28 protein-coding genes, 1 tRNA gene, 1 other RNA gene and 1 riboswitch are annotated in these 24425 nt (G+C 53.3%); of the genes, 14 read left to right on the forward strand and 16 right to left on the reverse strand.

The window, feature by feature from the left end:
* Positions 1-129: 129 nt before the first annotated feature.
* The 3 genes from EVJ30_RS13080 to EVJ30_RS13090 form a co-directional block, all read right to left on the reverse strand.
* Positions 130-696, reverse strand: a complete 567-nt coding sequence (locus tag EVJ30_RS13080; protein ID WP_131458731.1) for a 3'-5' exonuclease — start codon at positions 694-696, stop codon at positions 130-132.
* 67 nt (positions 697-763) lie between these two features.
* Positions 764-1096 carry a four-helix bundle copper-binding protein gene (locus tag EVJ30_RS13085; RefSeq protein WP_131458732.1) on the reverse strand — a complete coding sequence of 111 codons (333 nt, stop codon included), beginning with the start codon at positions 1094-1096 and terminating at the stop codon, positions 764-766.
* A gap of 116 nt (positions 1097-1212) precedes the next feature.
* Positions 1213-1285 (reverse strand) — tRNA-Ala (locus EVJ30_RS13090).
* A gap of 142 nt (positions 1286-1427) precedes the next feature.
* Between EVJ30_RS13090 and EVJ30_RS13095 the strand changes: the two genes are divergently transcribed.
* Positions 1428-2291, forward strand: coding sequence for a GRP family sugar transporter (locus EVJ30_RS13095; RefSeq protein ID WP_131469434.1), 864 nt, complete (start codon positions 1428-1430; stop codon positions 2289-2291).
* A 29-nt stretch (positions 2292-2320) separates the two neighbouring features.
* Here EVJ30_RS13095 and msrA read toward each other — a convergent pair whose 3' ends face one another.
* Positions 2321-2839: a peptide-methionine (S)-S-oxide reductase MsrA gene (gene msrA, locus EVJ30_RS13100; protein ID WP_131458734.1), complete on the reverse strand. Its 519-nt coding sequence runs from the start codon at positions 2837-2839 to the stop codon at positions 2321-2323.
* 62 nt (positions 2840-2901) lie between these two features.
* Positions 2902-3001, reverse strand: a riboswitch (SAM riboswitch).
* A gap of 44 nt (positions 3002-3045) precedes the next feature.
* Positions 3046-3207, reverse strand: coding sequence for a hypothetical protein (locus tag EVJ30_RS15310; protein WP_173647367.1), 162 nt, complete (start codon positions 3205-3207; stop codon positions 3046-3048).
* Between the two features lie 120 nt (positions 3208-3327).
* Here EVJ30_RS15310 and EVJ30_RS13105 point away from each other — a divergent pair, with 120 nt between their 5' ends.
* From EVJ30_RS13105 to EVJ30_RS13125, 5 genes are all read left to right on the forward strand, one after another.
* Positions 3328-4722: an amidase family protein gene (locus EVJ30_RS13105; RefSeq protein ID WP_131469436.1), complete on the forward strand. Its 1395-nt coding sequence runs from the start codon at positions 3328-3330 to the stop codon at positions 4720-4722.
* A gap of 69 nt (positions 4723-4791) precedes the next feature.
* The gene (gene rlmN / locus EVJ30_RS13110; protein ID WP_131469438.1) at positions 4792-5853 is read left to right on the forward strand and encodes a dual-specificity RNA methyltransferase RlmN; all 1062 of its coding nucleotides are present in this window, start codon (positions 4792-4794) and stop codon (positions 5851-5853) included.
* 163 nt (positions 5854-6016) lie between these two features.
* Positions 6017-6898 carry an SMP-30/gluconolactonase/LRE family protein gene (locus EVJ30_RS13115; protein WP_131469439.1) on the forward strand — a complete coding sequence of 294 codons (882 nt, stop codon included), beginning with the start codon at positions 6017-6019 and terminating at the stop codon, positions 6896-6898.
* Positions 6899-6910: 12 nt separating this feature from the next.
* Entirely contained in the window at positions 6911-7177 is a 267-nt protein-coding gene (locus tag EVJ30_RS13120) for a hypothetical protein (RefSeq protein WP_131458737.1), read from the forward strand.
* Positions 7178-7512: 335 nt separating this feature from the next.
* A complete protein-coding gene (locus EVJ30_RS13125) occupies positions 7513-8709 on the forward strand; it encodes a GTP-binding protein (protein WP_131469441.1) in 1197 nt (398 codons plus the stop codon).
* A gap of 18 nt (positions 8710-8727) precedes the next feature.
* On the opposite strand, the gene EVJ30_RS13130 is transcribed toward EVJ30_RS13125, so the two are convergent.
* Both EVJ30_RS13130 and EVJ30_RS13135 read right to left on the reverse strand, forming a co-directional pair.
* Positions 8728-9315 carry a DUF1643 domain-containing protein gene (locus tag EVJ30_RS13130; protein ID WP_131458004.1) on the reverse strand — a complete coding sequence of 196 codons (588 nt, stop codon included), beginning with the start codon at positions 9313-9315 and terminating at the stop codon, positions 8728-8730.
* 33 nt (positions 9316-9348) lie between these two features.
* Positions 9349-10032, reverse strand: a complete 684-nt coding sequence (locus tag EVJ30_RS13135) for a lysozyme family protein (RefSeq protein ID WP_236633385.1) — start codon at positions 10030-10032, stop codon at positions 9349-9351.
* A gap of 87 nt (positions 10033-10119) precedes the next feature.
* On the opposite strand from EVJ30_RS13135, the gene EVJ30_RS13140 reads away from it, so the two are divergent.
* Complete coding sequence (locus EVJ30_RS13140; RefSeq protein WP_131458005.1) at positions 10120-10818, forward strand: CPBP family intramembrane glutamic endopeptidase; 699 nt, start codon at positions 10120-10122, stop codon at positions 10816-10818.
* Here EVJ30_RS13140 and EVJ30_RS13145 read toward each other — a convergent pair.
* Positions 10796-11674 carry an alpha/beta hydrolase gene (locus EVJ30_RS13145; protein WP_131458006.1) on the reverse strand — a complete coding sequence of 293 codons (879 nt, stop codon included), beginning with the start codon at positions 11672-11674 and terminating at the stop codon, positions 10796-10798. The two genes, EVJ30_RS13140 and EVJ30_RS13145, sit on opposite strands and share 23 nt — an antisense overlap.
* A 177-nt stretch (positions 11675-11851) precedes the next feature.
* Between EVJ30_RS13145 and EVJ30_RS13150 the strand changes: the two genes are divergently transcribed.
* Positions 11852-12265, forward strand: coding sequence for a hypothetical protein (locus EVJ30_RS13150; RefSeq protein ID WP_131469442.1), 414 nt, complete (start codon positions 11852-11854; stop codon positions 12263-12265).
* A gap of 166 nt (positions 12266-12431) precedes the next feature.
* Here the strand turns inward: EVJ30_RS13150 and EVJ30_RS13155 are convergent, their stop codons facing one another.
* From EVJ30_RS13155 to EVJ30_RS13175, 5 genes are all read right to left on the reverse strand, one after another.
* Entirely contained in the window at positions 12432-13067 is a 636-nt protein-coding gene (locus EVJ30_RS13155; RefSeq protein ID WP_131469444.1) for an ABC transporter ATP-binding protein, read from the reverse strand.
* Positions 13064-14068: an ABC transporter permease gene (locus tag EVJ30_RS13160; protein ID WP_131469445.1), complete on the reverse strand. Its 1005-nt coding sequence runs from the start codon at positions 14066-14068 to the stop codon at positions 13064-13066. The genes EVJ30_RS13155 and EVJ30_RS13160 overlap by 4 nt, the downstream gene beginning before the upstream one ends.
* Positions 14069-14134: 66 nt before the next feature.
* Positions 14135-15490 (reverse strand): sensor histidine kinase, encoded by a 1356-nt coding sequence (locus tag EVJ30_RS13165; RefSeq protein WP_131458010.1) that lies wholly within the window; start codon positions 15488-15490, stop codon positions 14135-14137.
* The gene (locus EVJ30_RS13170) at positions 15487-16152 is read right to left on the reverse strand and encodes a response regulator transcription factor (RefSeq protein WP_131458011.1); all 666 of its coding nucleotides are present in this window, start codon (positions 16150-16152) and stop codon (positions 15487-15489) included. The genes EVJ30_RS13165 and EVJ30_RS13170 overlap by 4 nt, the downstream gene beginning before the upstream one ends.
* A gap of 79 nt (positions 16153-16231) precedes the next feature.
* Entirely contained in the window at positions 16232-17122 is an 891-nt protein-coding gene (locus EVJ30_RS13175) for a hypothetical protein (protein ID WP_131458012.1), read from the reverse strand.
* A gap of 169 nt (positions 17123-17291) precedes the next feature.
* Here EVJ30_RS13175 and EVJ30_RS13180 point away from each other — a divergent pair, with 169 nt between their 5' ends.
* Together EVJ30_RS13180 and EVJ30_RS13185 are read left to right on the forward strand one after the other, a co-directional pair.
* Positions 17292-17699 (forward strand): hypothetical protein, encoded by a 408-nt coding sequence (locus EVJ30_RS13180; protein WP_070327208.1) that lies wholly within the window; start codon positions 17292-17294, stop codon positions 17697-17699.
* A gap of 106 nt (positions 17700-17805) precedes the next feature.
* Complete coding sequence (locus EVJ30_RS13185; protein WP_236635524.1) at positions 17806-19260, forward strand: S8 family peptidase; 1455 nt, start codon at positions 17806-17808, stop codon at positions 19258-19260.
* A 60-nt stretch (positions 19261-19320) separates the two neighbouring features.
* On the opposite strand, the gene EVJ30_RS13190 is transcribed toward EVJ30_RS13185, so the two are convergent.
* Positions 19321-19728 (reverse strand): hypothetical protein, encoded by a 408-nt coding sequence (locus EVJ30_RS13190; RefSeq protein WP_131440798.1) that lies wholly within the window; start codon positions 19726-19728, stop codon positions 19321-19323.
* Positions 19729-19848: 120 nt separating this feature from the next.
* On the opposite strand from EVJ30_RS13190, the gene rnpB reads away from it, so the two are divergent.
* Both rnpB and EVJ30_RS13200 read left to right on the forward strand, forming a co-directional pair.
* Positions 19849-20216, forward strand: an RNA gene (rnpB, locus tag EVJ30_RS13195) — RNase P RNA component class B.
* 110 nt (positions 20217-20326) lie between these two features.
* A complete protein-coding gene (locus EVJ30_RS13200; RefSeq protein ID WP_131469447.1) occupies positions 20327-21493 on the forward strand; it encodes a THUMP domain-containing class I SAM-dependent RNA methyltransferase in 1167 nt (388 codons plus the stop codon).
* Between the two features lie 99 nt (positions 21494-21592).
* Here the strand turns inward: EVJ30_RS13200 and EVJ30_RS13205 are convergent, their stop codons facing one another.
* Together EVJ30_RS13205 and EVJ30_RS13210 are read right to left on the reverse strand one after the other, a co-directional pair.
* The gene (locus tag EVJ30_RS13205; RefSeq protein ID WP_131458076.1) at positions 21593-21814 is read right to left on the reverse strand and encodes a hypothetical protein; all 222 of its coding nucleotides are present in this window, start codon (positions 21812-21814) and stop codon (positions 21593-21595) included.
* Between the two features lie 243 nt (positions 21815-22057).
* Positions 22058-23020, reverse strand: a complete 963-nt coding sequence (locus tag EVJ30_RS13210) for a DNA/RNA non-specific endonuclease (RefSeq protein WP_131458077.1) — start codon at positions 23018-23020, stop codon at positions 22058-22060.
* A gap of 197 nt (positions 23021-23217) precedes the next feature.
* Between EVJ30_RS13210 and EVJ30_RS13215 the strand changes: the two genes are divergently transcribed.
* Positions 23218-23400 carry a hypothetical protein gene (locus EVJ30_RS13215; protein ID WP_016509062.1) on the forward strand — a complete coding sequence of 61 codons (183 nt, stop codon included), beginning with the start codon at positions 23218-23220 and terminating at the stop codon, positions 23398-23400.
* Between the two features lie 69 nt (positions 23401-23469).
* Positions 23470-24375 carry a Gfo/Idh/MocA family protein gene (locus EVJ30_RS13220; protein ID WP_131469448.1) on the forward strand — a complete coding sequence of 302 codons (906 nt, stop codon included), beginning with the start codon at positions 23470-23472 and terminating at the stop codon, positions 24373-24375.
* Positions 24376-24425 lie beyond the last annotated feature (50 nt).

Below are 24425 nucleotides of genomic sequence, written 5' to 3' on the forward strand. Positions count from 1 at the left end.
ACGGAAGTTCATCGCCGTGGGCATCGGGGGAAGTGCAAAGAAGGGGTCCGGCCACCGAAAATCGGTGACCGAACCCCTCTTTTTATTGAAAAGCTTTAAAACAGGCTAGTTATGTCCCAGCCTCTTTCGTCAATAAGCGAGCGTTCCGAGTTTGACCGACGTGTAGCGGTGCAACTCGCGCACGTCGGCGATCCCGGTCTTGACCATCATATCGCGCATGAGCAGGGCGCAGACGCGGGCGTCCTCGGCGGCATCGTGGTGGATGAACGGAACGTTCAAATGCTCGGCCATCGTGTTCAACTTATGGTTCGGTAGCCCCGGATAGAGCTTGCGGGACAACTTGACGGTACAGCCGTATTCAATCGTCGGGAAAGAGAACAAGTCGTACTTGGCGATCGCTTTTCGGAGCGCGCCTATGTCGAACGCGGCGTTATGGGCCATGACGACGTCGACGGCGTTCAGAATCGGGTAGAGCTGTTCGAGCACTTCGGGTAATGCTGGGGCGTCCCAGACGTCGCTCGGGCGAATCCCGTGGACGCGAATATTGCCTTGGTCAAAGTCTTCCTCAGGATTGACGAGCCATTGGTTCGTCTCGACGACTTCACCGTCTGTCAGTAGACTCCAACCGACAGAGCAGATGCTCCGACTGTCGCGATTGGCCGTCTCGACATCGATGGCTAGAATAGAATGTGGCATAAAAGTTCCTCTCTTCTCAAAAAATCTGTACAAAAAAAGTCTAACACAAGGTTAGACGGGAAAGCGATCATGCGGCCGAGAGATGCCGGCACGCCTCGGCGCAGCGCAAGCAAGCTTCAGAGCAACGTTGGCAATGGTCGTACAAGTGACGCCCGCATTCGACGGCACACGTATCACACACTTGCGCACAGAGCGCCGCGATCGGTCTTGTGAACGCCGAGTCGGTTTCGAGCGCGTTCAAGGTGAGCGTGGCGACTTCGGCGCATTCTTTCGTCAACCGGATGCATTCCGAGACCATCAGCAGATCTTCTTCTTGTAAACATTTCGAGAAGCAATGATTGCTCGCTCGGATACAATCGATCACGGCCAAAATCGTCTCTTCGACAGCGGCTCGGTTCATTGGAAGTCCCCCTTAAGATAAATGATGTCTTACAATCATTACCCGGTTCGTGTCGACTTAAACCGAGGCGGGGACACGAAAAAAGTCGGTCCACATCAGTGGACCGACTTAAGGAATGGAGCATAGCGGGCTCGAACCGCTGACCTCCACGCTGCCAGCGTGGCGCTCTCCCAGCTGAGCTAATGCCCCGTTGGAAATTATTATATCATTCTAATAAATGATTTGGCAACAAGAAAAACGAAAGAACTTTGAAAATCATTTTTGAAGTTTATTGGGCGCTAGAGCCGGGAAGAACAGACAGAATGTTATATTAAGAAAGCAGGTGCAACATATGGAGATGATTTTGCTGGCGCTACTGCCCGCACTCATGTGGGGGAGTATCCCGCTTATCGTATCTATTGTCGGCGGCAAGCCGATTCAACAATTGGTCGGCACGACGATCGGCGCGATGGTAATGGCGACTGTCATCGAGCTCGTCTTCAAACCAGAGTTCACGACGCTCGCGATCGTGACTGGTTTCATATCGGGTGTGTTCTGGGCGCTCGGACAATACCTTCAATTCCAGTCATTCCAAATTTTGAGCGTCTCGAAAGCGATGCCAATCAGTACAGGGATGCAGCTTGTCGGGACATCACTGTTCGGGGTCATCGTCCTTGGGGACTGGAAGACGCCGACTGAACTATGGCTCGGCTTCTCGGCCCTCGTCTTGATCATCATCGGGGCCGTCATGACGTCATATCAACAACATAAAGAATCTGACAGCAGTAGTGCTTTGAAAAAAGGGCTACTCGTGCTGCTCGTTTCGAGCATCGGTTACGTGACGTACGCCGTCCTCACCAACTACTTTGAGGTCGATGGCATCACCGCCATCCTACCGCAGTCACTCGGGATGTTCATCGCCGCGCTCTTGTTCAGTCTTCGTGAAAAAGATGTGAAAAAGTTTGATCCGAAGACGTTCAAGAACATCTTCGCCGGGCTTGCCTGGGGGATCGGGAACTTCGGGTTGTTCGTCTCGAGCGGAGAAGTCGGCATCGCCACGTCGTTCGCACTGTCTCAACTGAACGTCGTCGTCGCGACACTCGGTGGCATTTACTTGCTAAAAGAAGAAAAGACGTCGAAAGAACGCGTCTTCGTGTTTATGGGGATCGGTCTGATCGTGGTCGCCGGTTTTATGTTAGGGCTCGCGAAGAGCTAAAAAAACGACGGGTATGAGGCCCGTCGTTGTCAGCTTGTCCACGTCTGGTCGATGAACTCGTCACGGCCAGATTGTTTCCGGTCCGCTTTATAGTGGGCCGGATTTTTTTTATGATAATCTTGATGATAGTCTTCGGCCGGGTAAAAGACGTCAGCCGGTAAGATTTTCGTCACAATCGGTTGTTTGAACTTTCCGCTCGCAGCGAGCGCGTCGCGGCTCTGTTCTGCTTTCACGCGTTGTTCTTCCGTATGATAGAAGATGGCGGGCGCATATTGTTGCCCGCGGTCTTGGAACTGGCCGCCGTCGTCGGTCGGGTCAGTCTGAATCCAATACAGTTCGAGCAAGCGCTCATACGCGAACTGAGACGGATCGAACGTGATCTCGACGACCTCGTAATGACCGCTCGTGCCTGTCTTGACGTCTTTATACGTCGGATTGTCGACGTGTCCGCCCGTATAGCCGGATACGATGCCTTCGATGCCTGGCTGTTCCTCGAACGGTGTCACCATGCACCAAAAACAACCGCCTGCGAATGTAGCTTTTTCCAAAATAAAATCCCCCTCATGTTCATTCCAAAAAAAGCGCCCATGTCATCGACATGAGCGTTTTGTCATATCGTCCAAGGCGATGCCTTGCTGGAAGTAGCACCTTGCCGAAGCAGGTTGCTGTGAAGTCATAGAGCCAGGTCTCTCGTTCACTCAAGATATCGATATGTAGTTGGTGACAGCATCATATCATCTGTCTCGTTTAAACGTCAACGATTTGGTGTGCGCCGAAGTTGAAATAGCGTGGCACCAACAATCAAGATAATGAGGGCGATGGACGCAGGGAATGCCCACGGCAAATCATCCCCGAACAATTGTAGAAAGAACAGGGCGAACACGGACAGTAAAACAAGGATGTAAGAGCGGGACATGGCTACCTCCAATAACGTTTCTTCTAGTGTATCAAGTTGCACATCCAATGGCGATAAAAAGAAGGGGATTCGATGCATTCAGCGAATACCGAATAACATTGCCTATAAGGAGTGAATTGGATGCAAGACTTATTTGAACTAGACATCGAGACCGCACAGTGCGGCTATAAAGAAGGGACGTTCACGGCCCGGGACGTGACGGCCTACTATTTGACACGGATCGCTAGCTTGAACGATAAACTGAAAGCGGTCATCCAAGTGAACCCGGACGCGTTGTTCGAGGCGGAGGCGGCCGACCGTGCCTACCGACGCGGAGACCGGCTGCCACTCCTCGGTATTCCCGTTTTACTCAAGGACAACATCGAGACGGCGGGACTCATGAGGACGACTGCCGGCGCCGTGGCGCTCGAGCATCACTTTGCGGGTCGTGACGCTGAACTCGTCCGCCGCCTCCGTGAGCATGGGGCGGTCATTCTCGGCAAAACCAACTTATCGGAATGGGCCAATTTTTTGACGGAGGACATGCCGAACGGATGGAGCGGGGTCGGTGGCCAGACGCTCAATCCGTATGGTGACAATCTCGACGTCGGCGGTTCGAGCTCTGGCTCGGCGGCTGCCGTTGCGGCGAACTTGACGATGCTCGCCGTCGGCAGCGAGACGAGCGGGTCGATCATCCATCCGAGCGTCCATAACGGCATCGTCGGCATCAAACCGACGGTCGGGCTCATCAGCCGGAGTGGGATCATCCCGATTTCGCGGTCGCAAGATACGGCAGGTCCGATGGCGCGGACGCTCCGCGACGCGGTGCTCGCACTAGAAGCGATGTGCGGGGAAGACGGCTCGGACCCGGCGACGACACATCTGCCGGCCGGTCCACCGTACCGGACGTGTCTCGACGAACGTCAAGCCGTCGGCATGCGCGTCGGTTTCGTGAAGACGGAACTGTCGGATGAAGAACAGACGCTCTATCAAGAAGCGCTGGCGTTACTCAAAGCGAGCGGGGTCGAGCTCGTCGAAGTCGACCTGCCGTCAAACGACGGACTTGACCAAGGCGACGTCCTCTACCATGAGTTCAAGCTCGGGATTGAGGCGTATTTGGCGACGACAGCGCTCCCATATGAAACGCTCAAGGACGTGATGGACTGGAACAAGCGTCACCCGGAAACGATCCCGCACGGACAAGTTACGTTCGAGAAAGCGAATCAGTTATCAGGGCGTTTGACCGAGTCGAGCTACCTCGAGCGACGCTTAGCCGATGTCCGGCAAGCGAAAACGGACGGCCTCGATCGTTTATTGATGGAACAAACGCTTCACGCCCTGGCGTTGCCACACGACTTGAATTACGATATGGCGGCGAAGGCAGGGCACCCGACGGTCACGATCCCATATAAGCCCAAACAGAGCGGGGCACCTTTCGGGCTGTCATTCACGGGTACGAGCTATGCGGAACGAGACCTCATCCGCATCGCCTACGCGTTCGAACGCCACGTGACGCGTCCGATCCCGCCTATGTAAGAACGTTGCACCTGTCGCTCACGTCCGCTACAATGGTACGTATGCGGATTGAAGAAAGGACAGATTACAATGAAATCATCTATATATGGGCTGACATTTGATCAGCTGTCGGACGCTTGCGTATCTTGGGGATACAGTGCCTACCACGCCAGACAAATATGGGACTCGCTTTACATCGACCGTGTCAGACGGCTCGACGAGATCGCGGTTCGTCCCGAAGTGCGCGAACAGCTTGAGGCGAACTATGCGCTGACGACACAAGAACTGTTCGTCAAACAAGAAGCGGGTGACGGCACGGTCAAATTCTTACTTAAACTGCACGACGGGCATTATATCGAAACGGTGCTCATGCGCCATAAGTATGGACGTTCCGTCTGTGTGACGACACAAGTCGGGTGCAACATCGGCTGTAGTTTCTGTGCGAGCGGCCTCTTGAAAAAAACACGCGACTTGACGGCCGGCGAGGTCGTCGAACAGATCATGACCGTCCAACACTATTTAGACGAGGTCGGTGAAGGTGACCGCGTCAGCCACATCGTCGTCATGGGAATCGGGGAGCCGTTCGATAACTTTGATAACTTGGTCGACTTCCTCCGTGTCGTCAAAGACGATCGCGGTCTCGCGATCGCTCCTCGTAAAATCAACGTCTCGACGAGTGGACTCGCCGACAAGATCTACAAGTTCGCGGACCTTGACCTGCGCATCAACTTGGCCCTCTCGCTGCACGCGCCGAACGATGCGCTGCGGACGAGAATCATGAAGATCAACCGGGCGTTCCCGCTCGATAAACTGATGCCGGCGATCCGCTACTACGTCGAGAAGACGAATAAACGGATCACGTTCGAGTACATCTTGCTCTCGAAAGTGAACGACTTGCCAGAACATGCCGAAGAACTCGCGGCGTTGATCAATGACATCAAAGACAAGTCTTACGTCAACTTGATCCCATACAACCCGGTCAACGAGCACATCCAGTACGAACGGAGTACGACCGAGGACATCATGGCGTTTTACGACGTCTTGAAAAAACGGGGCATCAATACGGGCGTGCGTCTCGAGCACGGGACCGATATCGATGCGGCATGCGGTCAATTACGCAGTAAACAAATGAACGTCGAAGGCGCCAAATAAACGAGCGCTCCGGATCGGTTTCGATTCGGAGCGTTTTTATCGTGCCCGGGCGTATAATGCGTCAGACGAGAAATATCTTTAAACATTTTTGTGAATGATGAATAGTCCTTACCCCCTCAGGGAATAGTCTTTTGATATCAAAGCAGAGAGTGGAGGCAATTCAATGGAGACAGTAAACGCTACGTTATGGATTCGAGTCAGAAACACGCTCGGGGAAGGGCCTTGCTGGGACGCTGAACTGAAGCGGTTCTACTGGGTCGATATCGAAGGGCACGCGCTCTGGTGGTACGATGAGAAAGAAGATGAATTATCTTCGTTTGATATGGGACAGCAGGTCGGGTTTGTCGTCCCTAAAGTGACCGACGGCGTGATCGTCGGATTGAAGGATGGTATCTATGAGTGGGATGAAACGTCGAAACAACTCGATAAACTCGTCGAACTTGATGACCCGGAAGGTGTCCTTCGCTTCAACGATGGGAAAGCCGACCCGTACGGTCGTGTCTTCGCCGGGACGCTCCACTTAAAAGACGAGTCTGAGCAGGCGACGTTGTTCCGCTTGAACCGCGACGGCACGACCGAGGTCATGTTGAGCGGATTGACGTTATCGAACGGGTTGACGTGGTCACCTGACCATACGTCGTTTTACCATATCGATACGCCGACCGAGACGGTTCGCAAGTTCCCGTTCGATTTGAAAACGGGCACGCTCGGGGAAGGTGAGGTCGTCATTGATTTCAAGAATGAGGACGGGTTCCCGGACGGCATGACGTCGGATGAAGACGGCTTTTTATGGATTGCCCACTTTGCAGGCGGGCGCGTCACGCGGTGGAATCCGGAGACGGGACAAAAAGTGCTTGAAGTCATCGTCCCGGCGCCGAACGTCACGTCGTGTAGTTTTATCGGGGATGACTTAAAACAATTGGCAATCACGACGGCACGGGAAGGCATGGACGACGAGGCGCTCGCCGCTCATCCGGATGCGGGTTCGGTCTTCAAGATCGATACGGACGTGAAAGGGATGCCACTTTATCGGTTTGGTCGTTAAGGAGGGAAGGCTATGGTGAAGCGATTGCTCGTGCGAGCGGGAATCGGATTGGCACTAGCGGCGGTGGCTCGGGTCGGGATTCAAAAGATATTGGACGACCGGGCCCGGAAAGAAGACCATACGTATCTTGAACCAAAGTGGGACGAGACGCCGAGTGTGGATGCCGATAAGGATGATGACGAGGTCGGATTGACGCAACTTGATTCGATTTACCGGGCCGATTGGCAAGCGAACACGTATCCTCGCTCTGAGGCAGAACGGAAAGCGTTAGAAGAATAACCGGTACGAAGAACATATCCAGAGCTTTTTCTTCGGCCGTCGAGGCCTCAGAAAAAGACAAATGGCCGCTAGATGGCGACCGTTTGCGTTGCTCGTTCGATGGCGCCCCGACTCCTGCAGGAAAGCAATCCAACGGAGACCCAGCAGCGACGCGAGTCGCGATGTGGCTCCGGGATTGCCTGCGGAAAGCATGGGCGCCGGAAGGACGAGCGATAACAATTATGTTAGTCAACAAGAAAACACGCTCCTTTTGAGCGTGTATTTTTGTTGACAACGGACGTGATCCCGTTCATTATCTAAAAAGTAATGATTACGATTTAAAGGTGGTATACATCATGAAACGAATTCCGATCACAGTCTTGTCCGGATATTTGGGAAGTGGCAAGACGACGTTGCTCAATCATATGTTGAACAATCGGGACGGTAAAAAATATGCCGTCATCGTGAACGATATGAGTGAACTGAACATCGATGAGCGATTGATTGAAGGGGCGGGCTTTTCGCGGACGGACGAGAAGTTGTTGGAGCTGTCTAACGGTTGCATCTGCTGCACGTTGCGAGAAGATTTACTCGAGGCGGTCAGCGAGATCGCGACTGACCGACAGCTCGACGGCATCATCATCGAGTCGTCAGGCATCTCAGAACCGATCCCGGTCGCGCAGACGTTTACATATGCGGATGAAGCCTTGGGTATCGACTTGACGAGCCGGGTGTATGTTGACGCGATGGTGACGGTCGTCGACGCATATCGATTTTTAAAAGATTTCAATTCGGGCGAATCGCTGCATGAACGTAAACAGGCGGTCGGCACGGATGACGTCCGGGAAGTCGTCGATCTACTCGTCGACCAAGTCGAATTTGCGGACATCATCGTCCTCAACAAGGCGGACCGGGTCACGGAAGCCGAACTGAATGAGATTGCGGGTCTGCTTCGTGCGCTAAACCCAGCAGCGAGGTTACTGACAAGCACATACGGCAACGTGAGTTTGTCTGACATTTTAAACGTGAACCTGTTCGACTTTGACCAGGCGATGCACGCCGCCGGATGGATCCAAGAGCTCGAGACAGACGACCATACCCCTGAAACCGAAGAATACGGCATCAGTTCATTCGTCTATCGCCGCCGCCGTCCGTTCCATCCCGAGCGGTTGCTCGCGTGGATCGAACAGTTCCCGGAAGAAATCGTCCGGGCCAAAGGGTTTTTATGGATCGCTTCTCGGAGCGACATCGCCTGCTTGTTCTCACAAGCGGGGTACGCGTCGACGCTCGAACACGCCGGCCGCTGGTTGGCGACACTCCCGGAAGTAGAGCGACAGCAGATGTTTGCCGCCGAACCAGAGCTCGAGACGGATTACATCGAGCCGTATGGGGATCGACAGACCGAGCTCGTGTTAATCGGTCAGCGGATGGACCGTGAGCCTGTCGAGCGTGAACTCGACCGTTGTCTGCTGTCGGATGAGGAGATGGCGTCAGATTGGTCGACGCTCTCGGACAACTTGCCGGGATATGACGCGGTACGGACATACGAATAAGAGACAAAACAGGACGACTCATTTCGAGTCGTCCTGTTTTGTCTCTTTCAAGATCTTAAATTTCGGTTTGATCGATTCGTTATTGAACGCTTCGAGTATCGTATTTTCGTTGGCCATGCGAATTTGTTGCGGTTCGCCTTTTGACGTCGTACCGATACAATACATGCTCGCCTCATGCTCGGCGAATAACGTCTTGTACAGTGTGGAATGGTGCATGAGGCGTCCGGGTGAGCCCCAACCGACGATGATCATGCCGCCGCTCGTCTCGACCTCGTCGAGCGTCTCTTCCACGTAATGAAAATTCACTTCGTCGAGTTGGGACTCGACGTAGGGTAGGTTGTCATTGATGGCGAGCGTCGGGACGAGACTGATGACGCGCATCTCGCGGATCGGTTTGTCCAAATGGTTCCGCATGAGCATGTAGGCACGTTGAGATGTCGTACCTGATAAGAACGCATCGCTCATCCGTGGAGAATAGATGATGACGGCACAAATTACCCCATCGACGACATCGGTGAATTCATACGTTCGCATGTAACGCTTTGTCTTGTCTTCGTTAAATATCGATTTGACTCGAATCGTCACTTCCTCGATATGCGTGTTCATGTTGTTTCCTCACTTTAACCAAATAGTGCCGGGTCATGCCCAGCCTGCGAACCAATCGAGATACCGGATCGTATACCGGGCGACCTGCTGCGTTGTCGTCGTCGCGTCACCAGGCAGTAACGACAGCTCGTCCTGGTACTGCTCATAAAAGGACATGACGTCTGACACGTACTGGTCACTCCGGTTGTATTCAAAGATGGCGTTTTGAATCGAGTCGACCGAATCAGTCGTCTGCCCGCCGTGCTCGCTCAAATAGTAAGCGGCGGCATGGGCCGAGTCGACCAAACTATGAGGGTCGGCCTTGCCGTCATCATCCCCGTCTCGGCCTAAGCCGCCGTACTGCTCAATCAGCGTCAAGTCGGTCAAATCGACTTCGTCTTCCGGGACATCACCTTTTTGGTCATCCGTATCGTACTGCCAACCGAGCCACGTCCGCGGCATAAATTGGAACGGTCCGATCGCGCCGACCGAAGAGCGCATCGATGAACTGTGCGAGAAGATCGTCTCGACACGGTGGACGGCGGCGAGTAGCCGCCAATCGACGTCATAGGTGGCCGCGGCTTCCTTGTAGACGTCTTGGTGGACCGCCGGGATACCGTGGTCACCGTAATAGGCCCGGTAGAGGGCGTTGTTCACTTTATCATGTTGACCAAACCAGCCGATTGCGCCGAGGCACAGCACGATCACAAGCATTACGCCGGTCAGTCGCAGCATCATTCGTTTCAAGATTCCGCCTCCTAGCTTTCTAGACAATACCCGAATAGTGTAGCATATAGCTAACAGGAAGGACAGGAGAGGATATAGATGCTTGAACAGGTCGTCTTTACGATTATTCTTGCGTATTTATTGATCGTACAACTATTCAACGCCCGGCTCGTGAAGCCGATGATCGAGGCGCTCGGGAGAACCCGTGTCTATGAAGAGACGATCAAGTCGGCATGGGGGCTGAGCCTGCTCTTACTAGCGCTCGTCTTCTTGTTCCAAGTCCCGCCGGAAGCGGTCGGTCTCGGGTTCGCGCCGCCGGATGGGGACGGGCGCGCCTGGCAGTATTTCTTCTTTTCGACCATAGTCATCTCAGGTCTCATCGCGTTCTATTTGCTCGTCAAGACGTCGGCCGCGTTACGGACAAAGCTTCGGCCGTTTTACGGGCTTGAGATTGAACGGTTGCTCCTTCCGCGCACGACCGACGAAGCGAGGGCGTGGGGCGCAGTATCGTTCACGGCCGGGGCGACCGAAGAGTTCATATTCCGCGGCGTCCTCTTGTATACGATTTCTTTATACACGGACGTCCCGGATGCGACGCTCGCCATCATCGGGGGCGGGCTGTTCGGTCTGGCCCATGCGTACCAGGGTCCGAAAGGGGTTGTCACGACGGGCCTTGTCGGTTTCCTGTTCGGCTATTTATATTTGGCGATGGGAATGTTGTGGCCGCTGATCCTCATCCATACGTTGCTCGACTTGATCGCCGGGCCGATTCACGTCACCGACGCAAAAACTGACTGACAGCGTTCTCGTAGGCAGGTTGGTCTTTTAAGATGCAATTCGTATGCTCGGCGCCGTGAATGAGTGCGAGCGCGTTCTGACGGTTGAGTGCGTTCATCTCGACGGACATCCAGGTCGGGACAAAGTCGTCTTTCGTGCCATGGATGAACAGCACCGGTGCAGTGATTGATGCGAGCGCTGCTTTTGGTCGGACTTGCCGCATCGTGAACCGGGCCCGACTCCACAAGAAGTAATCGATACCGGGCAACAACAAGTCACCCGGTAAGCGATGCAGCACGTTCAATTGGTAGCGCATGAGTTGCCTCATGTCATCGAACGGGCACTCGGCGATCAAAAAATCCACATCAGTGAGCGGGCCGGCCTGAAGAATCGTCGCGGCACCCATCGATACGCCGTGGAGCCCGACTTGATCGACCGTCTCATGGTCACGTAACCACTCGACCCAGTCGACGATGTCATGTTTCTCGTGGTATCCGTACGAGGCGTACACCCCTTCCGACTCTCCGTGTGAGCGCAAGTCGACCGCAAGCAAGTTATAGCCGAGCCGGTGGAACATCGCCAAGTGCGGTGCCATAAAGCTGTGGGAGGCCGTATAACCGTGGACAAAAACAACCCACTTTTTATGATTATTGTTCCGATAGACCCGGCCATACAGACGGTAGCCGTCACGGGAACGGAGGGAGACGTGCTCGAACGGCACGTCGTGATAAAAGGATTGATCTTCTTTCGTATAGGGTGCTAAGAGCATCTCGGGCGTCTTACGTTTTCCGCGAGTCATCCGCTTGAACGCGTAATAACTGACGGCGTAATAGCCTGTGAACAAAGTCGCGAGACCGTACTTCCATTTTTTCTGCATATAAAACCGCTCCCTTCTCCATTATTGTACCCGAAACGAATCGTTTCGTTCACGTTCGAGTTACTAATGTCCGAGCATATGTGACCGAATTGTCTATGGAAGTGTGAACAAGGATATTTGCCCCGTGAGTCGTTTGACATTATGCTGAAACGGCAGAAACGAAGGAGGCGGATGGACGTGACGCGTGAAGCGATGTATCGGATGATTCAAGCTTGTTTAATGGGGCGGACGGATTACGTGACCGAAGAGGGGATCAGCATCTATCACCGGGGGACGCACGAGACCACACATTTGTCGCCTGTGCTCGATGCGTTGATCGAATGTTACTTGACCGGGACAACTCGCAGCATTCATCTGTCGCTACATACGCTCGCGGTAACCGCAGGCGTCAAACCAGATGAGGCGATGCGGGCGCTCCTGGCGTTATCCGACGTCTTCCTCGTCTCACACCATATCGAAGAGAGGCTCCTGAAGATTCAACAGATTGACATCGATGTGATGCGTACGTTATCCGTTCACATCACGTTCAGCGCCTGGTTGTCCTATCATCTCGACCTCATCCGTCATCCGGAAAAGCATCGGGTGGGTTGATGAACACTTCAACACGCGGTCATAGATACTGAAAGAAGAGGAGCGTCATCCCTTCCGGGTCGGCGCTCCTCTTCTCATAATCAGTTAAAGTTTTTCAATCTCCCCGATCAGAAGCGGGGATTCCCCATGCTAGCGCCCCCGATTAAGCCGTTAGTGTGCGAGCATGTTACAGCGTTTCGAGCTGACCGTCTCGTAGACGGAGCACCCGGTCGCACACATCAAGCATGCGCTCATCGTGGGTGATGACGATCACTCGTTTGTTCCGTTCATGCGCCGCTGCGGCGAGACGCTCCATAACGAGGCGGCCGTTCGTATAATCGAGACTTGCTGTCGGTTCATCAGCCAACAGGAGCAACGGGTCATTGATGAGCGCGCGGGCCACAGCGACCCGTTGCCGTTCGCCGCCGGAGAGACGATTCGGCAACTCGTTCAATCGATGGCCGAGTCCGAAATCTGTCAACAGCTGTTTCGCGTCGCCGTCTGTGTCACTTTCCGCCTGAATGAGTGCAAGTTGTTCAATGACCGTCAAATACGGGACGAGGTGGGCGTCTTGAAAGACGAACCCGATCTCATTGAGGCGTAACTTCCGTCTCGCTTCTTCGTCGAGTGTAAATACATCGACCGTATCGAGATAGAGTGCCCCGGCATCCGGCTGTTTCAATAACCCGAGAATTTGCAGGAGCGTACTCTTCCCGCTACCGCTCGGTCCGACGATCCCGATGCACTCACCAGGAGAGACGGTCAAGTCGATCCCAGACAAAATCGGTTGTTCATATGCGTGATGAATGCCAGTCAGTTTCATGTCATTCGACCTCCTAAGGCGTCAGCTGCGTCGAGCCGGCGTAGTGTTTGTAGTGGCAAGATCGTCCCAAGGAGCGAGATGAGGACGAAGAGTGCGCTAAAGAGCATCACGTTCGCAAGCTCAAATTGAAATGGAATCGCTTCTGGGACGATACGTGTCGACAGCCATGTGATCAGTGACGCGACGCCGCTCGCGAAGACGACGGTGACGAACACTTGGCTGACGAGCGCTGTGCCGATCGAACGTGTCCGAATGCCGATTGCTTTTAAAATCCCGAGCTCTGGCAACTTTTGTAGCGTCACCATATAGAAGAATGCTGTCAAGATGAATGCGCCGATTACTAATAGAAAACCGCGCATCATATCGAACGTGCCTTGTTCGGCCGAATAGCCAGGAACGGACTCGATGATTTCTTGTTTCGTGTACGCGGAGAGGGACGTGTCGCCTTCTCCAAGTAAAGCAGACACGTAAGTCGGACCACCGGCCGCCTGTTGATAGGCGGCCCATGTCTCCATCGTCGTCCAGACGACCGGGGCGTGGCTGAACCGTCCATCCGTCACGCCGGCGATGGTGAAGCGATACCCACTCGTGAAATCTTCGACCGTATCTCCAACGACAAATGTCTCAAGAAAACTCGGGTCGACGAGCACTTCCCCGACGGCGAGGTCGAGTGACGGTCCAACCGACGAATCGGCCGGCAAGGCGAAAACGGTCGCATCGACTTTCGTCTCGTTCACGAACGTGAGCGGTTTGACGGCAAGGGGTGTCAAACCGTCCGTTGGCGCTTGTTCGATGAACGATCGCGTCAATTGACCTTCCGCGTCAGCGGACAAGTGAAACGTGTCTGTATCAAGTTCACGTACGATCGCACCGTTATCGTAAGCGAGCCCATCGGCGAGTCCGGTGATCAGCGTCGTCAACAAGACGATGAGCAGCGTGATCACAAAAATGAGCGAGAACCTCCGTTTTTGACGCCACATTTCTTTCAGTCCTAACTCCATAAAAAAACCTCCTTCATGTCGATGAAGGAAGCATAGCTGACGAACATGAACGGAATATGAACAAACCTACAAGCGAACGATAAAGACGCTGCCACGCCCGAGCTCTGAAGTGACGAGGAGCTCCCCGCCGTGCAAGCGGACGATGTCATTCGCGATCGCGAGCCCGAGTCCGGTGCCGCGACTCGTCCGGGACAGATCGGCTTTATAGAAGCGTTCGAACAAGCGAGCCTTTGTCGCATCGTCCATGCCGACACCTTCGTCTTGGATCGAGACGGTCGGACGTGTCTCCTCGTAGGCCCGGATCGTGATCATCCCGCCCTCATGTGAGGCATGAATCGCATTGGACAACAAGTTGGACCAAACTTGCGACAACAAGACGGGGTCGCCCGTGACGACGAGCGACGCATCGAGATCCGTCGTGACGGCGACTCCTTTTTGATCGAGTTCGAACGCGTGCATGCGAATCACGTCTTCGATGGAGCGGCTAATCGCGACCTCGGTCTGGAGAGACACGTTGGCCTCATCTAGACGGGCGAGCATCAACAGCTGTTTGGTCAACCCTGACAGACGTTCCGTCTCATTCCGGATGATCGTCGCATATTCTTTCGCCTCGCCTGTGGACTGATCGGCCAGAATATTCGCATAGCCTGTGAGTGAAGTGAGCGGTGATTGGAATTCGTGCGATACGTTCGAGACGAATCGTCGCCGTTCACCTTCTGACTTTTCGAGTGAATCGACCATGTGGGCGAAACGACGTGCGAGCGTACCGATCTCATCATGCCGATTGAGCGGGAGCGAGCTCGGGCGCTCTCCGGAGGCGACAGAGCTCGTCGCAGCCGTGAGGATTTTAAGCGGCCGGACGAGCAGCGTGGTCGCCAAGGCGATCAAGATGAAAGCCGAAGCGGTCAGAACGGCGAAAAATAGTCCGACGAACAGATGAAGCTCACGAATTTGGGCACCTAAGTCCGGACGTAGGAAGACGGCATCATCCCCGTCAGCCCCTGCGACGTTGAAGCCGTACGTATTGATGACCTCGTTATCGAACAGACCGAGCAAAAACAAATGGAACGGGTAATCGCGCATCCCTTCATAGGCGATGCCCGAGCGGACCGCATCGATCGTTTCGTCATCGATCGTCTCGTCCCGGAACGTGCCACCGTAACGCATGATGCGATCGTCAGGTTTGACGACGAACAGTTGGTAGCCGCTTTGAGCGAGCAACGAATAAAATGCGGTCTCGTCCTGATCGGTATGATTGTCAAAGTAGCCGCGCGCGGAACTTGCCATCTGTTCAGTCTTCGCGCTATACGATGGCTGCCACCATGTGTAATAGGCGACGTTACTGACGAGCAGGGCGATGGCACCCGACAAGAGTAAAATCATGAACACGGTCACGACGATTCGCGAATAGAGCGATCTCATGGCTTCACCTCGAGCGTGTAGCCGATGCCCCGGACGGTTCGGATCATGACCGTCTCATCAGGTAGGCGGCTACGGAGCCGTTTGATGTGGACGTCGATCGTCCGGTCGTCACCGTCAAACTCTAACCCCCACACGTTCTCGATCAGCTCGTCGCGACTGAACACGCGTCCCGGAAAGGCCGCGAGCTGATACAACAGCTCAAATTCGCGTTTTGGCAGGTGAATCGTCTCTTGATTGAAGGTGAGGCGATGTTCCCGGAGATTTAACGTGAGCGGCCCGGCCTTGATCAATGAGGCGGCGACTTTTTCATACCGTTTCGCCACGGCTTGAAGCCGGAATAATAGTTCTTCCGGAATGAACGGTTTTGTCATGTAGTCATCGGCGCCATGCTCGAACCCGCTCCGTTTGTCTTCCCATTCCCCGAGCGCCGTCAGCAAAATGACGGGGATGTCCACGAGCTCCTTCAAGCGATGACACAACTGTCGCCCGTCCATCCCGGGCAACATGATGTCGATGACGGCGGCGTCGGCCGGGTTCGATAAAAACAATTGCTCAGCCGCGTGTCCGTCCATGGCGACCGACACGTGATGTCCGGCCTGCCGCAGCGTCCCTTCAATGAGGCGCAAGATGGCCGGGTCGTCTTCTACGATCAATACGTGCATATCCCTCTTCCTTTCCATATGGCGACCACGGTGAAAACAGGTGGCTTCGGATTACCCGAGGCCACCTGTCAAGACACGGTCACGTCGCTTTCGTCAATTCGGTGTGAAGTGATCGCAGCGCCCGTAAAAAGGCGTCTTTAAAGTATTTGTCTTCTTTCACTTCGAGTGTCTCGACGGCGGCCGCGTCACCGGCGCTTGCTTTGACGAGCAGGTTGACGACCGTATTCCAGCGTTTCACATGTTCAGGTCTAGGATGGTTCAATGCTTGGGTCAGTGTGAACCAATACGGCTGGTCGCGTCGTTGTAGCGTGGCGATCATTTGTTTGGCCGTCTTCGCTTCGTCTTCGGTCGGCAGGGTGGCCGTATCGAACCAGCCGAGCAGTCCCGCGCTCATCGCCTCGAACTGGACCAACATGTCGGCGTCAATCGGTTCGCGCCCGAACTCGGAAATATTGACGAAAACGAGCCGGTCTTTGCGGTCGAGATGGGTGATCCAGCCTTTGACGGATTTAAGCTTGTCTTTTTCTTTCGACTGGGCTTTGATCGTGTACCCGTTCAATTTCCCGATATAGATGCGGAATTGCCCGCGATCGAGTTGTTTGTCGACTTTGAATTCGACATCTTGTCCGATCGTGAACGGTGAGTTTTGCTTGTTTAACGTCTCACCTTTCTTCAATTCCGGACGTCTGACGATGTAACGGAGCGCTTCCTGCTCGGTCCGGTCGTCGAGCGTCCATAAGTTATGAGGGGTAACATTTTTAAAGCGATGGCGGCGTACGAAAATGTACTGGTCGAGCGCCTCGACGGCGTCCGCGGCAGGACGTTTTCCGGACAAGTAGTCGTCTGCGATGTCGCGAAGTGTCAGCGATTCGAGCCGGTCGATATGTCCGGCGTAAGGGACGCTCCCGACGACAAACAGGGCGGTCGCGATCAATTCGCTTTCACGAGGGGTCAAAGGGCGTTTGGCCATAGTGCACTTCCTCTCTTGATTCATATCTTTAGTATAACAAAAACAGATTTCATCATGTTGTGCGAATCGAGCCGTTGGAAAATTTGTACAGGTATACAGGATTTCGGCATTTTATTCCGAATAGTTGTTAACATAGACGGATCAGTGGAGATTGAGATGAGGTGAAGAGATGAAGCTGTCGATTGAGTCTGGGGATTATGTCGTATTGATCGAAATCAATAAAGAAGTGTTGAAATGTACGTCGCTTGAACAAGCCGATTATGTGGACCGGGATCGCTATGAATTGGTCGGACGGATGAGTGAACGGCTCCCGGCTGAAGTGATCGTCCCTTCGATCATCGACTATATCCGCTTTGGAAGTGGCTATATCGGTGACAATATCGTCTGGAATAAAGAGACGGAGTCATTCTTCTGTCAACAGTTTGAAACGATTGACGGTTCGCCGCTCGGTGAAGATTTAGATGGTTTTACACCGGACCCTTACCGGACGGAGTTGGCCCGGTATTATACGTACTTGACGATCGGTAAAATTATCGATTTTGAGATGGAACATCCTGATGAGCCGGACTACTGGTAAACCGTCAGAAAAATGTCACAACCTTTTTTTAAGAAAAAAGGGAAATCCGTCGTAAAATTTGAGATAATGGGTAAATCTTAGGAAGTTTGGAATGGAGCGTAAGGCGATGAAAAAAATTCTTCTACTGACGGCTTTGACGTTACTCGTGCCTTCGACTGCCGGTGCGTCTAAGCCGGTGTTGTTAGAGAAGCATGGGTACGTTGTGACAGAGCCGCGGGTCGGGAACCAATATTACATCAAGCAGACCGGTACCGATTTAGCGTGGAACACGACCCGTGGGGCGTCAGACATTGTCGTCGCCTTGATCGATTCATCTGCAGACCGGAGCCATAAAGAGCTCTATAACGTACCACGAGTCGTCAATTCGATTAAAGGGCCATACAGTGTCGACTATCACGGCACGCACACGGCCGGAATCATGTCGGGACTGCACAATAAATTTGGGATGGCCGGTCTCGCACCGAACGTCCGCTATCATTTCTATAACGTCTTCTACGGGAAGAACTCAGAGTTCACGGATTCGTGGACGGTCGCCAAAGCCGTCGACACGGCCGTTGCCAAAGGTGCGAACATCATCAATTTGTCACTCGGGGGACAGGATTACGATAAAGTGCTCGCCGACTCGATCCGCCGGGCCCGGGCGAAAGGTGTCGTCATCGTCGCCTCGTCTGGAAATGACGGCGCGAAGACTTCTTTCCCCGCCAATATGAAAGAAGTCATCGCCGTCGGAGCGGTCGATGCGAATCGCCGTGTCGCCTCGTTCAGCAACATGGATAGCCAAGTGAAAATCGTCGCACCGGGCGTGAACATTTTATCGCTCGGCGTCAAGAACAGTTTTATCTACATGGATGGGACATCGATGGCGGCGCCGATGGTCTCGTCTGGGCTTGCGCTCGTCAAGTCGGTCAATCCGTATTTGACACCGGCTGAGATCGAGGGACTGCTTCAAAAAATGCCTCGCGTCAGCGGGAAGACGTACACCGAACTGAACACGAAGCGGTTGCTTGACGCGACGCCGCGTCCGGTCACGATCACGTCACCAGCGACGCTACGGAACCGTTATGTGACGGAGGCGAAGCTGGCTCTTTCGAACAAACCGAACTTGAAGACGTCTTATTACCTCTATCAGGGAACGCGCAAAGTGAAGACGTTGACCGCAAACAATCCGGCTTTTACCATGTTCGCCGGTGGGGACTGGCTCCCGAGCGGGCAGTACCGTCTAGCCGCGGTCGTGACGGACGGGAAATTTAAACGTTCAGCCAGTCGTTCGTTCACGTACGTGAACCCGGTCAAACCGTCCGTGGCGATCAAAGTGGCCGATGCGCAGACGTTCGAACTGACGACGACGCGCAAAGGGACCGTCACCGTGCTCGATAAAGACAATCAAGTCGTCTATGAGGCACTGCATATACCGGGAACGTTTCCGGTTCGTAAAAGTACCGCCGAAGGCCTTACCGTCCTCTTGAAACCGACCGACATCTCCGAAAAAGTCGTCTCGACGAAGTATGCCCCGGCATTACCTGTCGTCGAAGAAACGACGGACACGACTGAAGAGATATAAAAAAATGCCCGCATCTCCGACAGACGAGTCGAAAGATGCGGGCGTTTTTCATTCAATCCATTATTGGTCGATCGTGATGGCTTCACCGCTCCAGCGGATATTCGCTTCTAAGACGTTGCCGTTGTCGTCGATGTGTTCAAAACTTAGCTTCCCGTCGATGATGATTTCACATAGACCGACGCGAACGGCGTCGCTCCAAACGCGTCGCGTCTGTTTCGACGCGTCGAATAAAGGAATCGATTCAGGAAAACGTTCCTGTAAATGGGCCAAGTTATGGTGATCGAAGTGATAAGCGCGTTTAGACAATTCATTCGGTCCTTTAATGTCAAACGGCTCAAATCCTCGGACGAGTCGATTTTTACGGTAGAAGGCGAATACGCCGTTGTTCGGGTGGAGCGCTTTAATGTCATCGATCTCGATCACATAGGTCAGTCGTTGGATCCAACCTTTCTTTGCATCTTGACGCATCAAAATCCCTCCTTGTTCAATGGAACACGCCTTATTTTAGCGCTGACGCCAATGAAAATCAAGTTCGGTTTCTTAGTTGTCATATTTGGCAATATCCGCTACAATGATTAAGTGACTATGAAGTCTGGACAATCGCGGGACGCAAGTCTTGAGGAAAGTCCATGCTCGCACAGCCTGTGATGGCTGTAGTGATCGTGCTACACGAAAAGATAAGTGTAGGCAACGCAAGTTGACGGCAGAAGAAGCACCTAAGTCCTCGGATACGGTGCAAGCTTCTTGAAAGTGCCACAGTGACGGAGTCTGTTCGGAAACGTTCAGAGTGGAACGAGGTAAACCCCACGAGCGAGAAACCCAAACTATGGTAGGGGAACTTCCTGACTGGAATCGAACGGGACGGAAGGCGCCAAGCGGCGCAGATAGATGATTGTCACTCCATCGTGCCAGGGAAACCGCTACGAGCACCGGAGTACAGAACATGGCTTACAGGGCAGCATAGTCTCAACTTACATTGACAAGGAGTTCAAGCAATCTTACTTGAGCTCCTTTTTACTTGACCATTTTACGCTTAACAATTACGAATTAGGAAAGTAGGGATCATATGGCAAAACGAAAACTGATCGCAACTGCAGCGATGGGCATCGAGGCGCTCGTCGCTAAAGAAGTACGTGACCTCGGTTACACGTGTGAAATCGAGAATGGACGCGTCTACATCGACGCCGAGATGGAGGATATTCCCCGTTTGAACATTTGGCTCAGAACGGCCGACCGCGTCAAACTCGTCGTCGCCGAGTTCAAGGCGACGACGTTCACGGAACTATTCGACGGTGTCGTCGACTTGCCTTGGACAGAGCTGATGCCGTGGGACGCCCGTTTCACCGTCGACGGCCGCTCGGTCAAGTCGCAGCTGTTCTCAATCCGCGACTGCCAAAAGATCACCGAGAAAGCGATCGTCGATGCGATGCAACACGGCTACAACAAACCGGATGAATGGCTTCCGAAGACGGGCGCGTTCTATCCGATCGAAGTCGCGCTCTTGAAAGATGTGGCGACGATCACGATCGACACGTCGGGTGACGCGCTCCACCGTCGCGGCTACCGCGAGTTGCATTCGCAGGCACCGCTCAAAGAGACAATGGCCGCAGCGATGATCAAACTGACGAACTGGAAGCCGGACATGCCGTTCTATGACGTGTTCACAGGCTCTGGGACGCTCGCGATCGAGGCCGCGCTCATCGGTCGCAATATCGCACCGGGGTTAAACCGTGAATTTTGTTCGCAAGATTGGCCATGTGTACCGAAGAAAGCTTGGTACGAGGCAATCAATGAAGCGAACGAAAAAGCCGAGTGGGACAAGCCGCTCAAGATTTACGGCATCGACCTCGACCCGCGCATGGTCAAACTCGCCAAAGACAACGCCGACCTCGCCGACGTCCGTGACGCGATCACGTTCGTCCACACCGATGCGGCGGCGCTCAAGCCGACCGAGGATTACGGGATCATCATCGGCAACCCGCCTTACGGTGAGCGGTTGCAGACGGAAGACGAAATCATCGAACTGTATGAGCGGATCGGGCAGCAATATGCCAAATATCCGGGTTATAGCGTCTATATGTTGACGAGTTACGAAGACTTCGAGAAAGCCTACGGCCGCCCGGCGACGAAGCGCCGTAAGCTGTATAACGGCAACATCGAGACGCAGTACTACCAGTTCTTCGGCAAGCGTCCGCCGAGACGTGCTGTCGAGCCGACTTCAGAAGGTAAGTAAGTCGTCAGTGCACGTAGATACAAAAATAGCTTTTAGAGCGACTTCAGACCGTAGACACATGTCTATGGTCTTTTTCTGTTCGGACGACAAAAACGCTTCTTATTCTTTAGAAAACGTTAAATAGGCGCCTAGCAATGTCAGTCCGAGAAGTAAAAACAAAAACCAAGGCGAGATGTTTCCACCCCATGCAAGCGATCCTTCTTGTGTTGCTACGTAAGATGCAGCCTGTAAGACAGAATCAGCTAATTCATTCAATTGAAAGATTAACATGCCAAACAAAATTGTTTGCGTAATGATCAGCAAACCCACCAAGCGTTTCATATTTGAACCTCCTAAACTATATGTATGCCGTACTGACAGCAATAACTCCTAATAAGGCGGGGTTAAAAATTTGAAAATTTGTGTTCCATCCCGATTCACCATCATTCAAGAGAAACGTGAAACATTCGACTGCATATCATATTCAACAAAAAGAAACGCTCTTCCTTTAACTAGAAAGAGCGTCGTCACGTATACTGTTGAATCGGCGGTAAAAATAGTTGACTCACGCGGGGAGGTTACGTGTTATTCGCCGACCATTCCATCCCCGTCATTATCCCGCATATGCGGGTAGAGCCAGTGGTCGCTCGTGATCGGCATGCTGAAGCCGGCGTCTTTCGCTTCCTGGATCGTCACTTGCCCGTTCCCGTTCGCATCGACGCTTGATACGTCGCCAACCGGCTCTGCAGCAGGAGCGGGAGTAGCCTCCGGTTCTGGTTCACTTTCGGTCAATCCGAGCCCTTCGTTCACCTCGTCCGGGTTCACATTGTCGAACTTGTCGACGATGACATTGCCATTCAACGTGTATGTGTATTGATAGCTCGACGGGATTTGCGTCTCGGTATCCGGATACGTGATGATGGCCTCGAAATCGGTCGCTCCGCCCGCACTACGGATCACACTTTCCATATAAGCCTGGTCCCCGTGCCGATTGAGCGTGCTGTCTTGCGGGGTGATATTGAAGGCGTTAGAGACGCCCCCAAGCGAATCGGCGATGACATGTCCTTCATCTAACGAATGATGTTCAACGCCGGGGACTTTCGCCTCGTCCCAGTAGTAGCGTCCTGACGAGGTGACGTCCTCGCTCTCATCATCTTGTAGGATGATCTCGTCAGCTGTCACTTTCACGAGTTGCCCGTGATCGTTCGTGAACGCCCAATATTCACGGTCCCCGAAACCGACGTCGACGACAACATTCGCCTCGCGATGCCCAGACAAATCACCACCGTCGACTTCGACACGTTCATAGCCGGAGAAGCGATCGCTAGTCGGTTGTTGTTCCTCCGCTTCCGTCTCGACAGCAGGTTCTTCTTGTGAATCGGTCACTTCAACGGATTCTGCTTGAGACTCAGCCATATCGGACGATTCTTCTTGCGAATCGGTCACTTCAATCGTATCATCGATAGGAGACGTCTCTTCTTCGGTGCTACATCCGGCCAGTAGAAACATCGCCAGCGGTAAGGCTAAATAAGTAAATCGTGCTTTCATTTAAAAACTCCTTTAATCACTTGGTACATACTTGTTCATTCTAGGAATCTTTGAATGATTATACAAGGCTTAAGATTGGAAATTGTAGGATTTCTGAATATATATAACATGAACGATTTGACTAGGTGTACTTGAAGCGTTTCAATCGTTCGGTTACAGGTTATACATACGTATACATAGTGGAGAGGAGACGTCTCATGCAACTATACACGATTGAATATGCGTTTCAAGACAAGGAGCAGACGACACGAACGTGTGAAGTCGAGCTTGATCGAACGCCGGACTTGAACGATAACGAGCAACTCGCTGATCTTTATCAAATCGTATCGGACGCCATTCGTAAGCCGATCACAAGTTTTGAAATTTTAGCGGTCCATTAAATGAACCATCGACCCCGGGCCGACGCTTTGGGGTTTTATGCAGTCAATCGAAAGAGGAGTGATGTTGAAATGAAATTAGTCGTTGTTGGTTTAGGTGATGTTGCCAAGAAAGCGTATTTACCGGTCTATGCCGGGCTAGATGGGGTAGATGTTTATCTTGTCTCGCGAGATAAGGAGAAAGCGGAACAACTCGTCCGTCAATATCGATTCAGCGGTCACTTCCGAACGCTTGAGGACGTCCCGCTCGGTGAGATGAATGCGGTGTTGATCCATTCGACGACGTCAGCGCATGCCGGACAAGCCGAGTACGCCCTTCGGCAAGGCGTCCACGTCTTCATTGATAAACCGGTCACGTTCACGCTCGAGGAGACCGAACGTCTCGTCCGGCTCGCAGACGAGCACGAGGTCGAACTCGTCACCGGCTTCAACCGTCGTTTTGCGACGGCGACGGCGGCGCTCAAAGAAGTCGAGAACCCGAACCTCGTCTTGATCCAAAAGAATCGTACATATCAGCCGGCGACGCTGCGTGAGTTCATCATCGAGGACTTCGTCCACGTCGTCGACACGCTCCGTTACTTGACCGGTCTCAATCCGGTCGAGGATTTGTCTGTTCGGACGCGTTATGAAGGGGATACGCTCAAGCAGCTCCAGATCAATTTCACGGCCGGCGGCGTCGAGGCGGTCGGCATCATGAACCGGGACAACGGCTGCACCGAAGAAGTGATGGAAGTGATGTCACCGGGTCTAAAACGCGTCTCTCGAGACGTCGAGCGCGTCTACGACTTTACGCCCGACGGCATGCTCGAGCGCGCCTTGAGCCCGTGGGAGTCGAATTTGACGCGGCGCGGCTTTACGACGATGATCGACGCGTTTCTCAAACTGTTGAACGGGAAGCCGAACGGTTGTGTTCGCGCCGAGGACAGCTTGACGACCCATGCCCTTTGTGAACAAATACTAGACGCGGCAACACGGTGACGAAATCGTTTCTGGCGGGGCTAGACAGGGTAAGAACTCCCTAAAAGGAG

Origin of the sequence: Exiguobacterium sp. SH5S13, from assembly GCF_004337085.1 — a bacterium.
In the GTDB taxonomy this organism is placed as follows: Bacteria; Bacillota; Bacilli; order Exiguobacteriales; family Exiguobacteriaceae; genus Exiguobacterium; species Exiguobacterium aurantiacum_A.

Coding starts and splice junctions, on each gene's coding strand:
- EVJ30_RS13080 (WP_131458731.1), bottom strand. CDS start 696: ATGCCACATTCTATTCTAGCCATCGATGTCGAGACGGCCAATCGCGAC.
- EVJ30_RS13085 (WP_131458732.1), bottom strand. CDS start 1,096: ATGAACCGAGCCGCTGTCGAAGAGACGATTTTGGCCGTGATCGATTGT.
- EVJ30_RS13095 (WP_131469434.1), top strand. CDS start 1,428: ATGGAGATGATTTTGCTGGCGCTACTGCCCGCACTCATGTGGGGGAGT.
- EVJ30_RS15310 (WP_173647367.1), bottom strand. CDS start 3,207: ATGTCCCGCTCTTACATCCTTGTTTTACTGTCCGTGTTCGCCCTGTTC.
- EVJ30_RS13105 (WP_131469436.1), top strand. CDS start 3,328: ATGCAAGACTTATTTGAACTAGACATCGAGACCGCACAGTGCGGCTAT.
- rlmN (WP_131469438.1), top strand. CDS start 4,792: ATGAAATCATCTATATATGGGCTGACATTTGATCAGCTGTCGGACGCT.
- EVJ30_RS13115 (WP_131469439.1), top strand. CDS start 6,017: ATGGAGACAGTAAACGCTACGTTATGGATTCGAGTCAGAAACACGCTC.
- EVJ30_RS13120 (WP_131458737.1), top strand. CDS start 6,911: ATGGTGAAGCGATTGCTCGTGCGAGCGGGAATCGGATTGGCACTAGCG.
- EVJ30_RS13125 (WP_131469441.1), top strand. CDS start 7,513: ATGAAACGAATTCCGATCACAGTCTTGTCCGGATATTTGGGAAGTGGC.
- EVJ30_RS13130 (WP_131458004.1), bottom strand. CDS start 9,315: ATGAACACGCATATCGAGGAAGTGACGATTCGAGTCAAATCGATATTT.
- EVJ30_RS13135 (WP_236633385.1), bottom strand. CDS start 10,032: ATGATGCTGCGACTGACCGGCGTAATGCTTGTGATCGTGCTGTGCCTC.
- EVJ30_RS13140 (WP_131458005.1), top strand. CDS start 10,120: ATGCTTGAACAGGTCGTCTTTACGATTATTCTTGCGTATTTATTGATC.
- EVJ30_RS13145 (WP_131458006.1), bottom strand. CDS start 11,674: ATGCAGAAAAAATGGAAGTACGGTCTCGCGACTTTGTTCACAGGCTAT.
- EVJ30_RS13155 (WP_131469444.1), bottom strand. CDS start 13,067: ATGAAACTGACTGGCATTCATCACGCATATGAACAACCGATTTTGTCT.
- EVJ30_RS13160 (WP_131469445.1), bottom strand. CDS start 14,068: ATGGAGTTAGGACTGAAAGAAATGTGGCGTCAAAAACGGAGGTTCTCG.
- EVJ30_RS13165 (WP_131458010.1), bottom strand. CDS start 15,490: ATGAGATCGCTCTATTCGCGAATCGTCGTGACCGTGTTCATGATTTTA.
- EVJ30_RS13170 (WP_131458011.1), bottom strand. CDS start 16,152: ATGCACGTATTGATCGTAGAAGACGACCCGGCCATCTTGCGCCTCATT.
- EVJ30_RS13175 (WP_131458012.1), bottom strand. CDS start 17,122: ATGGCCAAACGCCCTTTGACCCCTCGTGAAAGCGAATTGATCGCGACC.
- EVJ30_RS13180 (WP_070327208.1), top strand. CDS start 17,292: ATGAAGCTGTCGATTGAGTCTGGGGATTATGTCGTATTGATCGAAATC.
- EVJ30_RS13185 (WP_236635524.1), top strand. CDS start 17,806: ATGAAAAAAATTCTTCTACTGACGGCTTTGACGTTACTCGTGCCTTCG.
- EVJ30_RS13190 (WP_131440798.1), bottom strand. CDS start 19,728: ATGCGTCAAGATGCAAAGAAAGGTTGGATCCAACGACTGACCTATGTG.
- EVJ30_RS13200 (WP_131469447.1), top strand. CDS start 20,327: ATGGCAAAACGAAAACTGATCGCAACTGCAGCGATGGGCATCGAGGCG.
- EVJ30_RS13205 (WP_131458076.1), bottom strand. CDS start 21,814: ATGAAACGCTTGGTGGGTTTGCTGATCATTACGCAAACAATTTTGTTT.
- EVJ30_RS13210 (WP_131458077.1), bottom strand. CDS start 23,020: ATGAAAGCACGATTTACTTATTTAGCCTTACCGCTGGCGATGTTTCTA.
- EVJ30_RS13215 (WP_016509062.1), top strand. CDS start 23,218: ATGCAACTATACACGATTGAATATGCGTTTCAAGACAAGGAGCAGACG.
- EVJ30_RS13220 (WP_131469448.1), top strand. CDS start 23,470: ATGAAATTAGTCGTTGTTGGTTTAGGTGATGTTGCCAAGAAAGCGTAT.